The 12,683-nt window shown below is 54.4% G+C and carries 11 protein-coding genes; all 11 read left to right on the forward strand.

From position 1 onward, the window contains the following. The first annotated feature begins 12 nt into the window (after positions 1–12). The 11 genes from dnaJ to ACN082_RS04720 all read left to right on the forward strand — a co-directional run bounded on the left by dnaJ (position 13) and on the right by ACN082_RS04720 (position 12,669). Positions 13–1,128, forward strand: a complete 1,116-nt coding sequence (gene dnaJ, locus ACN082_RS04670) for a molecular chaperone DnaJ (protein ID WP_419099680.1) — start codon at positions 13–15, stop codon at positions 1,126–1,128. Positions 1,129–1,137: 9 nt separating this feature from the next. After that, positions 1,138–1,899: a 16S rRNA (uracil(1498)-N(3))-methyltransferase gene (locus tag ACN082_RS04675; protein ID WP_419099681.1), complete on the forward strand. Its 762-nt coding sequence runs from the start codon at positions 1,138–1,140 to the stop codon at positions 1,897–1,899. A gap of 185 nt (positions 1,900–2,084) precedes the next feature. Next, a complete protein-coding gene (locus tag ACN082_RS04680; RefSeq protein WP_419099682.1) occupies positions 2,085–3,194 on the forward strand; it encodes a PhoH family protein in 1,110 nt (369 codons plus the stop codon). Next, on the forward strand, positions 3,191–3,697 hold the full coding sequence (gene ybeY, locus ACN082_RS04685) for an rRNA maturation RNase YbeY (RefSeq protein WP_419099683.1): 507 nt from the start codon (positions 3,191–3,193) through the stop codon (positions 3,695–3,697). The genes ACN082_RS04680 and ybeY overlap by 4 nt, the downstream gene beginning before the upstream one ends. 3 nt (positions 3,698–3,700) lie before the next feature. Next, entirely contained in the window at positions 3,701–4,993 is a 1,293-nt protein-coding gene (locus ACN082_RS04690) for a hemolysin family protein (protein WP_419099684.1), read from the forward strand. A 178-nt stretch (positions 4,994–5,171) separates the two neighbouring features. Further along, positions 5,172–6,254 carry a GTPase Era gene (locus tag ACN082_RS04695; protein ID WP_419099685.1) on the forward strand — a complete coding sequence of 361 codons (1,083 nt, stop codon included), beginning with the start codon at positions 5,172–5,174 and terminating at the stop codon, positions 6,252–6,254. A gap of 159 nt (positions 6,255–6,413) precedes the next feature. Next, positions 6,414–7,826, forward strand: a complete 1,413-nt coding sequence (locus tag ACN082_RS04700; RefSeq protein ID WP_419099686.1) for an LCP family protein — start codon at positions 6,414–6,416, stop codon at positions 7,824–7,826. Positions 7,827–8,116: 290 nt separating this feature from the next. Next, entirely contained in the window at positions 8,117–9,856 is a 1,740-nt protein-coding gene (leuA, locus tag ACN082_RS04705) for a 2-isopropylmalate synthase (protein ID WP_419099687.1), read from the forward strand. Positions 9,857–9,980: 124 nt separating this feature from the next. Further along, positions 9,981–10,748 carry a DNA repair protein RecO gene (gene recO / locus ACN082_RS04710; protein WP_419099688.1) on the forward strand — a complete coding sequence of 256 codons (768 nt, stop codon included), beginning with the start codon at positions 9,981–9,983 and terminating at the stop codon, positions 10,746–10,748. Between the two features lie 4 nt (positions 10,749–10,752). Then, a complete protein-coding gene (locus ACN082_RS04715) occupies positions 10,753–11,532 on the forward strand; it encodes an isoprenyl transferase (protein ID WP_419099689.1) in 780 nt (259 codons plus the stop codon). 51 nt (positions 11,533–11,583) lie between these two features. After that, positions 11,584–12,669 carry a quinone-dependent dihydroorotate dehydrogenase gene (locus tag ACN082_RS04720; RefSeq protein WP_419099690.1) on the forward strand — a complete coding sequence of 362 codons (1,086 nt, stop codon included), beginning with the start codon at positions 11,584–11,586 and terminating at the stop codon, positions 12,667–12,669. Positions 12,670–12,683 lie beyond the last annotated feature (14 nt).

Raw genomic sequence — 12,683 nt, forward strand, 5'->3', positions numbered from 1 at the left:
AAAGAGAGAACTGTGAGCAGTCACTACGAAACCCTCGGTGTATCGCGCGATGCCAGCCCCGAAGAAATCAAAAAGGCCTACCGCAAGAAAGCCCGCCAGCTGCACCCCGACATTAACCCTTCTGAGGAAGCCGCTGAGGAATTTAAGCGTGTTTCGCTGGCTCACGATGTGCTCTCTGACCCTGAAAAGCGCCGGATTTATGATCAAACCGGTAACGAGAACGGCACAGCCGGCGGCTTTAACGGGGCGGGCGGCTTTGGTGGTTTCCAGGATATCTTTGAGACCTTTTTCAACGCGACTCCGCGCGGGCCGCAGAGCCGGGTTCGTCAGGGGCAGGATGCTCTTATCAACGTCAAGATTGACCTTAAAGACGCTGTCTTTGGCACCAATAAGCCCATCACCGTTGATACCGCTGTGACCTGCGACCTGTGTAAGGGCGAGGGAACCGCTGAGGGTACCCACCCCGAAACCTGTGAAACCTGCCGTGGCCAGGGCTACATGCAGCGCCAGGTCCAGTCCATCTTGGGTACTGTCGTTCAGCCTGTTGAGTGCCCCAGCTGCCGTGGCTTTGGAACCGTTATCAAGCACCCCTGCGCCGAGTGCTATGGTGAGGGTCGTGTGCGTGAACGCAAGCCCCTGACCATCAAGATTCCTGCGGGCGTAACCGATGGCGCCCGTATTCGTCTAGCGGGGCAGGGTGAAGCAGGCACCGCCGGCGGACCTAATGGTGACCTCTACGTTGAGCTTCGCGTAGCGGGCGATCCCACTTTCTCACGCGAACGCGATGACCTCATTGCGGCGGTAGGGGTTCCGATGACCGCTGCCGCCTTGGGGACTACCATCACCTTGGAGACTTTCGACGGGCCGCAGGAGATACAGATTCCAGCCGGCACTCAGTCTGGCGATGTCATCACGCTCAAGGGCCTGGGTGTTAACCACCTGCGCGGTGGTGGCCGCGGTGATTTGCGTGTGCAGGTTGAGGTCCGTACCCCTACCCAACTCACCGATGAAGAAAAGAACCTGCTTAAGCAGTTCTCGGAGTTGCGCGGAGAAGATCTCAAGATGAGTGAAACAGTGACCCATAAGCAGGGTGGGTTCTTCTCCCGCCTCAAAGACCACCTCAAGTAGGAACTCGTTATGAGCAACGCCGTCTACTACATCTCGCCCGAAGATTTTGAGTCCTTGGTCCCAGGGGCCGCCTACAGTCTCCTAGGCGATGAGGGCCACCACGCCAAGACCGTCAAACGTGCGGAGTTAGGCGAGGGGATCGACCTGGTCAACGGCTTGGGCAACCGGGCCGTCACAAGGGTGGAGGGCACAGTAGACGGCGGTTTGCTGCTAACGGTTCAGTCGCTGGCCCTCGATGAGCTAGGTATTTCGATCTACCTGGTTCAGGCTCTGGCCAAGGGCGACCGAGATATCCAGGCTATTGAGATGGCCACCGAGCTGGGCGCTCACGGTATCGTACCGTGGAGTGCCGACCGCTCAATTGTTCGTTGGAAGATGGAGCGGGCAGCAAAAGCACATGCCAAGTGGCAGAACACGGTCAAAGCCGCAGCCAAGCAGTCTAGGCGGGCACTGCTCCCGCCTGTCTATCAGCTCCACAGCACGGCTGATCTGGCCGATTTGGCCCATGAATTGGGGGAGCGGGCGCTCTTTCTACTTCTGCATGAGCAGGCAAACTACCGACTTTCACAGGCTTTGGCAGAGCACCTTAGCCCTGCTGTTGAGGAGGTCTATTTTGTGGTGGGGCCGGAGGGTGGGATTAGCCCTCGGGAGCTTGAGATCTTGGAACAAGCCGGCGCACACACCGTATTGCTTGGCCCCGAGGTGCTCCGTAGCTCAACAGCCGGAGCTGCCGCTATTTCGTCACTGAATCTTGCCCTGGGTCGCTGGTAAAGAGTTCATTGCCAGCTTTCAAGAGATTTACCTTGAGTTGGCGAACTGTTCAATATCACGAACTCTTCAATATCACTCTGCGCAAAACCCGTTTTTTCTTCAAATAGTGCGGGTAAAGTAAACCCTGAGCACTACCCCCTGTTCGCTACTGCAATGAGGAGCTCTGAAGGCCCAGCTGGGCACTTATGACTACATCAGTACAATCTACGAGCCGGCCGCTTTCAGTAGCCCGGACTTTCTCTTTCAAATCCACCGCAGAAATGGTGGCAGTTCTTGGCCCCCACGACGGTAATATCGGGCTGGTTGAACAGACTTTCCCCGGCCTAAGGATTCGGCCTAAGGGCCTGGACGTTGTGGTTACCGGACCTTCAGAGACCGTGGCGACAACCGTCCGATTGCTTGCGGAACTCACTCTTTTGGTGGAGAACGATACGCAGGTCACCGCCGAGGTTGTCAAACGGATAATGTCCATGATGACTGCCAGCCTGAACCACCCGGCAACCGCTATGAGCCAAAATATTCTAAGTTCTCGCGGCAAAAATATTCGACCCAAAACCATTAACCAGAAGAGCTATGTTGATGCCATTGACGCCAACACCGTTGTGTTTGGTATCGGCCCTGCGGGTACAGGCAAAACCTATTTAGCCATGGCTAAGGCGGTGCAGGCCCTTCAATCCAAGGAAGTCAACCGTATTATTCTGACTCGACCGGCTGTTGAAGCAGGCGAGCGTTTGGGGTTCTTACCCGGGACCCTCAACGATAAGATTGACCCCTATCTGCGCCCTCTCTACGACGCGCTCCATGACATGATCGATCCTGAGTCTATTCCCAGGCTGATGGAAGCCGGCACCATTGAGGTGGCTCCTCTGGCCTATATGCGTGGACGCACCTTGAACGACGCATTTATTATTCTGGACGAGGCTCAGAACACCACGGTGGAGCAGATGAAGATGTTCCTGACCCGTCTGGGCTTTGGCTCAAAGATGGTGATTACCGGCGACGTCACCCAGATCGACCTTCCGGGCGGTCAGGCTTCGGGCCTCAAGCAGGTTCGGCAGATTCTAGAGGGTATTGATGATATCCACCTTGCAGTGCTTGAGGCAGAAGACGTCGTTCGTCATAGCCTCGTATCCGATATCGTCAATGCCTATGATAAGTGGGATCAGGCAAAGTCCTCTATGGAGCGCCGCCGCAATCGCAAGGTTAAACGTCAGACCATAGAAGCTGCAGCCGAAAAGCTATTGGCTAAATCCGGTATTGATATGTCAGAGCAAGAAGATGGTACAAACCAGTGAACCTAGAATTTGAAATTGAGGAGCTGGATAGCTCAGCAAATGATTTTGACCGGGAGTCTTTCGCAGCAGTAGATATTGCGACTATTGAAGGACTGGTGGCCCACGTTTTTTCGAGCATGAACTTGGCACCCGATACAGAGCTTTCGATTGCAGTAGTGGGGGAATCGGAGATGGAGCGCATCCACCTGGACTGGATGGATCTACCAGGCTCAACCGATGTCATGAGCTTCCCTATGGACGAGCTCACCCCGGGTACCCCTGAACAGCCTTCTTCTGGGGTTCTGGGCGATATCGTGCTCTGCCCGCCGGTAGCAGCTCGTCAGGGCGCTGACGCTGGCCACAGCACCCTCGATGAGCTGTGTCTACTCACCACCCACGGCATTCTGCACTGTCTGGGCTATGACCATGCTACTGCCGAGGAAGAAGCTGAAATGTTCGGGATTCAGCGTTCCTTGCTGGAAGATTTCTTAGGTCGCCCAGCTCCTGTTGAGACGAGGCATTAAACCGTGGTAGGTCTTATCCTTCTTCTTTTTGCTGTCTTGTTGCTAGTCTTGCTGGGCTATCTCTTTACCGCTGTTGAATCCTCTTACACCTACCTTCCTCGGTCCGAGGCCCAAGGTTTAGCTGAAGAATCGGGCAAGGAAAGTATTAGGGCAGTACTGGCAGACCCTGAGCCTTACTTCAGATCCTTGCGTATCTGGCGCGTGCTAGCTGAAGTCGCCTCGATTATTTGCTTCTACCTGCTAGCCCATGACCTTTTTGAACGCACCTGGGTCAGTGTAATAGCCACACTCCTGGTGATGACGGTTCTGGTCTTTGTCTTCTTTGGTGTAGCTCCGCGTCTGGTAGGGCGCACTAAGCACGTTCAGGTTTTCTCGGCTATGGCGGGGACTGTCTACGCGCTGGGCGTTCTAACCCGCCCCTTCTCATCAATTCTGACGAGGCTTTCTCGTAAGTTCAGCCCCAAGGATTCTGAGCGGGTTACGGGCATCTTTACCGAAGACGAAATCCTCGAGTTCGTTGATAGGGCTAGCTCTTCTGAGGCTATCGAGGACGATGAAGCCGAGATGGTTCAGTCCATTTTTGAGCTTGACGAAACCAGGATTCGCTCCATCATGGTACCCCGTGCCGACATGGTAACCGTTGATGTTGACCAGAGCATTGACCAGTCGCTCTCTCTCTTTTTACGATCGGGCTACTCACGTATTCCGGTACTTGGGGAATCTTTTGACGATGTACGAGGCATGCTCTATCTCAAGGACGTTGTTGCCGCGACACGGACTGGCACTCAGGGTTCCCAGCCAGCGAAAATAGCGGAGCTGATGCGCCCGGTGCGTTATGAACCAGAATCTAAACGGGTCATGGACCTACTGAAAGAAATGCAACGCGAATCAACCCACATTGCCGTCGTTGTCGATGAGTACGGTGGCACAGCTGGTCTTGTGACATTAGAAGACCTGATCGAAGAGCTTGTTGGAGATATTTCCGACGAGTACGACAACGACAAAGCAGAGGTTTCTGTTCAGGAAGACGGCACTTTCAAGATTAGCTCCCGTCTGAGCACCTGGGAGCTCGGGGAAATCTTTGGTATTGAGCTAGAAGACGACGACGTTGATACGGTAGGCGGCTTGCTCGCTAAGCATTTGGGTCGGGTGCCGATTATTGGTAGTGAGGTTCTTGTGGAGGGTATCCACATTCGAGCTATTGGTTCCCGCGGCCGCCGCAACAAGGTGGGCACCCTACAGGTCTGGGTAAGCCCAGATACTGATACTGAACCAGAAGACGAGCACAGCCATTAGTTCCGCACACGTCACTTTTATGATGGGGCCTACCCTCTAGGGTAGGCCCCAGGGTTTATGATGGAACTCTCTTTTATCAGCCGGTGGGGTGGACGGGAGGTAGTTTCGCAACTGGCGGGTGCTAGCTACCTGTAAAGTGATGGATAGATATTTTTTCACTACTTTTTGGAGCTATTGAGTGGATTTTGCAGCCTTTCCCGAGGATTACACCGCAGGCTTTGCCGTTTTGGTAGGCCGACCTAATGCCGGTAAATCGACACTGACTAATGCTTTAGTGGGCCAGAAAGTTGCGATTACCTCAAATCGCCCGCAAACTACTCGCCACACGATTCGCGGTATTGTTCACCGTGAGGATTTTCAACTGGTGCTGGTAGACACCCCCGGTTTGCACCGCCCTCGTACACTTTTGGGTGAACGGCTCAATGACCTGGTAGCTCAGACTCTCTCTGAGGTCGATGTAATCGGTTTCTGTATTCCTGCGGACGAGAAGATTGGCCCGGGCGACCGTTACATTGCTCAGCAGCTTGCGGCTTCGGGCAATAAACCGATTGTTGCGATTGTGACTAAGGCAGATAAGGTTTCTCACGAGCAACTGACCGAGCAGCTTCTTGCGGTGTCAGCCCTGGGCGATGAAATCATGAGTGCAGAGCGAGCCGCTCGACAGCAGCGCCGCCAACGCCAGGAAGCCAAGCAGAAGGGCGAAGAGCTCGCCTTCCGTAAGGGTAGTGGCCCTGCTGCCAAACGGAATAAAGGCCAGGTTCAGCAGGCTACTGTTATTGACGGTCAGGGGGGCTGGGCAGATATTATCCCCGTCTCTGCCCTTAAGGATTACCAGGTTGATGAAGTTGCCAGGCTTCTTTCTTCTTACCTTCCCAGTTCGCCTCCGCTCTACCCCACCGGGGAACTGACCGATGAACCTGAGGCAACACTGGTTGCCGAGCTGGTGCGTGAGGCCGCGCTCGAGGGTGTGCAGGACGAACTGCCGCACTCTGTTGCTGTCACTGTTGAAGAGATGGAGCTACGTGAGGGGCGTAGCGAAGATAATGCCCTGCTCGATATTCACGTTAACCTTTATGTTGAGCGTGATTCTCAGAAGGGCATCATTATTGGCAAGCGTGGAGCCCGGCTCAAAGAAATTGGGCAAAAAGCTCGACACAATATTGAGGCACTTCTAGGGACCAAGGTCTACCTATCGGTCCATGTCAAGGTGGCAAAAGACTGGCAGCGCGATCCCAGGGCACTCGGGAAGCTGGGTTTTTAGTACCAAAAGCCGCTTAAATCAAAAGAATCTTCCCAGCTTGATTGTTTATCCTGGTGCAGGCAAAGCAGCAGGACGAGCCCAGTATTGATGAATCGGAGTAACTGAATGGCGCCTCAGGGTACCCCCAACCAGCGAATTGTTGAGCCACTTGGCCGACATATGGCGAATCAGCCGATTAAATCCCGGCAGCTCCAGTGGATTGCCTTATCGTGCGTGGCCTTGCTGACTATGGTGGTTGCTTTCAGCGGGTTTGCGCTATTGCGTTTACGCAGCAACGTCCATACCGCTGAAATCAATATCGGTGAGCTCTCTAGCAACCTTGCGAGCGGTCCCCTTGATATTTTGATTATCGGTTCTGATACTCGTAGCGGCGCTAACGGAGCTTACGGTTCTGCCGAGGACCTTGAAGCCGGTGCTCGTTCCGATGTCATGATGCTGGTTCAGGTGAGCGAAGACCGCTCAGCGGTGAACGTGATTTCCTTGCCGCGTGACCTCATGGTTGATATCCCCAAGTGCACCGATGCAACCACGGGGGAAGTCTACCCCGCCACCTCTGATACCCAGATTAATGAGTCTCTCGAACGGGGCGGACCGGGGTGTACCGTTGCTACCATCAGCAACCTCACCGGTGTGGCCATTGATCACTTTATGCTGGTTGATTTCAATGCCGTTAAAGCGCTTTCAAGTGTTGTGGGTGGGGTTGAGGTATGCGTTTCCGAGCCGATTGACGATACTTACAGCGGCCTCAAACTTCCTGCCGGTACATCAAGTGTTGAGGGGGAGCAGGCTCTTGCTTTCCTTCGCTCTCGTCACGGCTTTGGTGACGGCAGCGATACAGCGCGTATTAAGGCCCAGCAGAGCTTCCTGGCATCTTTGCTACGGAAGGTACAGTCCGAGGGGACTCTCTCTAACCCCGCCATGCTTCTTAGAATTGCCGAGGCTATCACCCAGAACGTAACGGTCGACACTGAACTTACTAAGCTTGGTAATCTTGTGGGTATTGGCTCGATCTTTTCGTCGGTGGACTTAAGCAAGGTTGTTTTTGCCACGGTTCCTCATGAGCCCTACATCTACGATGAGAATAAGTTGCAGCTTTCGAGTGAGGCAGAGGCTTTCTTCACCAAGCTACAGAAAGACCAGTCGCTTGTTGAGCCTTCTGCCTCACCCAGTGCACCTGCGGAGGAGCCTTCCACCAGCACGGCTCAAGAGCTGAATTATGCTCTTGACGTTACGTTCACCAACGCCAGTGGGGTCACAGGGCGAGCCAATAAACTGGCTTCTATCACCAAGGATGCTGGTTTCTCGGCCGTCACAACTCAGGATGAGGCTACCATCTACCCTGCGTCTACGGTTTACTACCCCTACGGCTACGAAGCAGAAGCACAGCTGATTGCTGACCTCTATGGAATCACGGCGGTAACCCCTTCAAGCCTGCATACCGGTATTGAGGTAGTGCTCGGTTCTGATTTAGCCTCCGAAGATAAGCTTCAAACTACTCAGGCAAAAATTGCTGGGGGAGCCAGCGGCCAGACCGCCGATCAGGTCACCTGCCAGCAGGCATTTAGTTACTAGGTCTGGTAGTTTTCTTAAGCCCGGCTTGATTGCCCCACTACTGGCCTCAAGCCGGGCTTTTTAGACGGCTCTTTCCTGCTGTGGGCGCCTTGACCGGCCGCTAGCCCAGATAGTGAACATAGAGGTTGGATTTTCCCGGTTGGCGTTGACCAACGTGGTACCGTGGCACTATGCGTGAGATGACACGGCGACTGCTTATCTGCCGTAGCGAAGTGCCCCGGGTTTAGCTTCGCTACGGGTATTCGCTACCCGGTGCCAATTTTCTCACCTCATCTGTAAGGGTCATAGCTATGAAAAATTTCCAGAAACCATCGTCCATGCCGGTGCACAAGTACCTGCCTTTCGACCAGCAAATTCATGTTTCTCTTCCCGATCGCACATGGCCGGAAAAGAAGATAAGGAAGGCCCCCCGGTGGTGCGCGGTTGACCTGCGTGACGGCAACCAGGCCCTGATTGACCCCATGGATACTGAGCGTAAGCTGGCTATGTTCAAGCTGCTGGTCCGCATGGGCTACAAGGAGATTGAGGTAGGTTTCCCATCTGCCTCCGCAACCGACTTTAATTTTGTCCGTACCCTCATCGAGGACGGCCATATCCCCAATGACGTCACCATTCAGGTTCTGGTTCAGTGCCGTGAGCACCTGATTCAAAAGACTTTTGAGGCGATTGACGGTGCTCCCAAGGCTATCGTTCACTTCTACAACTCGACTTCAGTGCTCCAGCGTCGGGTAGTTTTTAACCAGGACCAGGACGGAATCCTGGACATTGCGCTCACGGGAGCCCGTTTGTGCAAGAAATATGAAGAGCAGCTTGTACACGATACCAAGGTGACCTATGAGTACTCACCGGAGTCTTTCACCGGCACTGAACTCGAGTTCGCTGTTCGGGTCTGCAACGCTGTGACCGACGAACTGGGCATCGGCCAAGGCCGCGAAGTTATTATCAATCTTCCTGCTACGGTTGAGATGGCAACTCCCAATATTTACGCTGACTCTGTTGAATGGGTCAGCCGCAACCTGACCAACCGTGAGCACGTCATTTTGTCATTGCACCCCCACAATGACCGTGGAACCGGTGTCGCAGCGGCTGAACTGGGTTACCTAGCTGGTGCGGATCGTATCGAGGGGTGCCTCTTTGGTAATGGCGAGCGCACCGGTAACGTCGATTTGATTACCCTGGGTCTGAACATGTACACCCAGGGCGTTAACCCGGAGATTGATTTTTCGGACATTGACGAGATTAGGCGGACCGTCGAGTACTGTAACCAGTTGCCGGTTCATGAGCGCTCTCCCTACGGCGGCGATTTGGTCTTCACTGCTTTCTCTGGCTCGCATCAGGATGCCATCAAAAAGGGATTTGAGCGAATGGAAAAGGATGCCGCTGAACAGGGCAAGAGCCTTGACGAGCTCGTGTGGGCGGTTCCTTATCTTCCCATTGATCCTAAAGACCTTGGGCGCTCCTACGAAGCTGTTATCCGTGTGAATTCTCAGTCAGGTAAGGGTGGTGTTGCTTATCTGCTCAAGAAGGACTTTGGCCTGGACCTCCCCAAGCGTGCCCAGCAGGAGTTCTCGGCGGTTGTCCAGGCTAAAACCGATGCCCAGGGCGGGGAAGTTGCTAGCAAGGCTCTGTGGGATATCTTCGCAGATGAGTACCTTCCTAATCAGAAGGCGGAATCTCGATGGGGTAAGTACCGCATCGAGTCTCTGTCCATTGATTCTGAGGAACACGGCGAGACCACCATGCGGGTTGGTCTAAACATTAACGGTCATACCTACAACCGTGTCGCTCAGGGTAGCGGTCCCATTGAAGCACTGCAGTCGATTCTGGCCAAGGAGGGCGTCGATGTCCGCGTCATGGATTACTCGGAGCATACCCTCGGCTCGGCCGCAAATGCGCAGGCTGCCTCGTATATCGAAGCGGCCGTGGGTAGCCGAGTTCTGTGGGGTATCGGTATTGATAATTCAACAACTCGGGCGTCGCTGAAGGCAATGGTTTCTGCTGTCAACCGTGCTTTGCGTGACTCTGAGTAAGGAGTAATTCTAAGTCGGGGTGGGCTGATTTTGCTCACCCCGGCTCTTATGTCAAGCCTCTTGTGATGCACATTCCCCAGCACCAATCAGGGCATATGGGGTGCGGTTATGCCACAATGGGAGTGTGAATTCAGCGCTATCAAGGAAAAAGACCATTCGTGATAGCGCTATCGTTTTACGTACCCAAGATTTGGGGGAGTACGACCGGATCATTATCTTAGCGACCAGGCATGACGGTCTAGTCCATGCCGTAGCAAAGGGGGTTCGGAAGAGTAGTTCGAAGATTGGGGCTCGTCTTGAGCCCTTCATGCTGGTGGAGATTTCTGCGGCAGCCGGTAAAAATTTGGCAACGATTTCTCAGGTCGTGACCCGACGGGCCTACCTTGGACCTATCGTTGCGGATTACACACGCTACACGGTGGCCGCTGTGGTCTGTGAGGTGGCCGAGCAGCTACTAGCCCACGAGCAAGATAGGCTTCAGGACCAGTTCGTTCTGCTGGCTGGTGCTTTATCTGCCCTGGCCGCGGGGGAGCTCCCAGCGTACCGGATTCTCGATTCCTACCTGCTGAGAGCGCTTCATCTTGCGGGGTGGAGTATGGCTTTAGCTAGGTGCGCATCATGCGGTCTCGAGGATGGCCTTACCTGCTATTCTCCTGAGGTTGGCTTGCTCTGCACTGGCTGCGCTCGGTCGGGTGATTTCAGCCGCATTTACCCGGTACCGCCACAGACTCCGCAGTATTTGCAGGTACTTGCTGGTGGGGACTGGCCTGCTGTTACCGGGCAGTTCCCATCAGTCTTAGCCCATAGAATGTCCGGGCTTATCATGGATTATGTGCAGTGGCAGTTGGATAAGCCGCTGAAGACCCTAGCAACCTTGGAAAAGGAACAATAGCCCTATGACTGTCATCAAGCCACCTGCCCACCCAAGTGGTGTTGTAGCTCCTGCTATCCCCAGTAAGTTTGTCCCTCAGCATGTTGCCGTGGTGATGGACGGGAACGGGCGGTGGGCTAACGAGCGCGGTCTGCCCAGGAACGAGGGGCACCGGGCGGGGGAGGCGGCACTTCTTGAGGTCGTAGCTGGCGCAATTGAGATGGGCATCCCTTACATTTCTGCTTACGCCTTTTCAACGGAAAACTGGCGTCGGTCACCCGACGAGGTTGCCTTTTTGATGCGTTTCTCATCCGAAGTGCTGGAACGCCAATTAGAAACGCTCAAGTCCTGGGGCGTCCGTATTCGGTGGGCCGGCCGCAGGCCTAAGCTCTGGAAGTCCGTCATCTCGCTCCTTGAAAAATGCGAGGAAGAGACCAAGAACAATACGCTGTGTACCCTGACCATGTGCGTCAATTATGGGGGGCGCGCCGAGATTGCCGATGCAGCAGCCCTCCTTGCCGAGGATCTTGCTAGCGGCAAGCTGAAGGCCAAACACATCAACGAAAAAATTTTCCAGCGCTACCTTGATGAACCCGATTTACCCGATGTAGACCTGTTCCTACGCACATCTGGCGAACAGCGAATTTCAAACTTCTTGCTCTGGCAAAGCGCCTACGCCGAAATGGTCTTCATGAACGTTCTCTGGCCCGATGTAAACCGTCTCACCTTATGGCAGGCTGTCCAGGAGTACGCCTCTCGCGATAGACGCTACGGTGGGGCGGTAGATAAGGTCAGCAAACCCTAGTTTTTGCTTACAAATTGGCAGTTGTGATGCCCTAGCTGAAAGGGGTCCCCGATGCGGATCTACCCAACCCTGTTCAAGCTCTTTTTTAAACCGATGGACCCTGAAAAGGCCCACCATCTAGGTATGTGGGGTGTGAAGACCCTGCGAGCGACGGGTGTGACGCGGTGGGGTGGCAGGTTCTTCTCGCCTGACCCCTCTTTGTCCACGGAGGTCATGGGTATCCGGTTCCCATCTCCTTTTGGAATTGCCGCTGGTTTTGACAAGGGGGGTACGGCTATCGTAGCTCTGGGTAACTTGGGCTTTGGGCATATCGAGATTGGCACCATCACAGGCCAGGCCCAACCTGGTAACCCTCAGCCACGATTATTCAGATTGCTTGAGGACCGTGCAATTGTTAACCGCATGGGCTTTAACAATAACGGTGCAGCAGACACTGGACCGAGGGTAGCTGCGGCTAGAGCTGACCTTGATGCCGAATACCGGGGTAAGGTACGTCCTGTTATTGGTATCAACATTGGTAAGACCAAGGTCGTTGAGTTGGACCAGGCCATTGAGGATTATCTGATCAGCACCCGTATTCTTGCGCCTCAGGCGGATTATCTTGCGGTTAATGTAAGTTCTCCCAACACTCCTGGGCTCAGGGATCTTCAGGCTATCGAAACCCTCGAGCCGCTTCTTGCCGCTGTGCGTGCTGAGGCCGATAGGGTAGTGCTAGGCCGACGAGTTCCTCTGGTCGTCAAGATTGCGCCTGACCTTGCCGATGAGGATATCAGAGACCTTGCCGCCATGGCTCTGCGCCTTGGCCTCGACGGCATTATCGCCACCAATACGACTATTGCTCGTGAGGGCTTGGAGCTGATAACCCCCATGGATAAGGTCATGGAACTCGGTGCTGGTGGCCTATCGGGGGAGCCACTCAAGCATCGTTCGCTTGAAGTTCTGAAGCTCTTGAAAGCAGAGGTAGGGGATAAGCTCGCGCTGATCTCTGTAGGCGGTGTAACAACTGCTCAGGATGTTACTGAACGGCTAGATGCTGGGGCCGACCTGGTTCAGGGTTATACAGCCTTCATCTATCAGGGGCCGCTCTGGGCTGCGCACATCAACCGAGAGCTCCTCAAACTGAGGAAAGCTTCCTAGTCTCCAGCAGATAC

Origin of the sequence: Rothia sp. CCM 9417, assembly GCF_048513575.1 — a bacterium.
Taxonomy (GTDB): Bacteria; Actinomycetota; Actinomycetes; order Actinomycetales; family Micrococcaceae; genus Rothia.

Excerpts from the sequence above, each read along its gene's own strand:
- ACN082_RS04675 (WP_419099681.1), top strand. The coding sequence starts at position 1,138 with ATGAGCAACGCCGTCTACTACATCTCGCCCGAAGATTTTGAGTCCTTG.
- ACN082_RS04680 (WP_419099682.1), top strand. The coding sequence starts at position 2,085 with ATGACTACATCAGTACAATCTACGAGCCGGCCGCTTTCAGTAGCCCGG.
- ACN082_RS04700 (WP_419099686.1), top strand. The coding sequence starts at position 6,414 with ATGGCGAATCAGCCGATTAAATCCCGGCAGCTCCAGTGGATTGCCTTA.
- leuA (WP_419099687.1), top strand. The coding sequence starts at position 8,117 with ATGAAAAATTTCCAGAAACCATCGTCCATGCCGGTGCACAAGTACCTG.
- ACN082_RS04715 (WP_419099689.1), top strand. The coding sequence starts at position 10,753 with ATGACTGTCATCAAGCCACCTGCCCACCCAAGTGGTGTTGTAGCTCCT.
- ACN082_RS04720 (WP_419099690.1), top strand. The coding sequence starts at position 11,584 with ATGCGGATCTACCCAACCCTGTTCAAGCTCTTTTTTAAACCGATGGAC.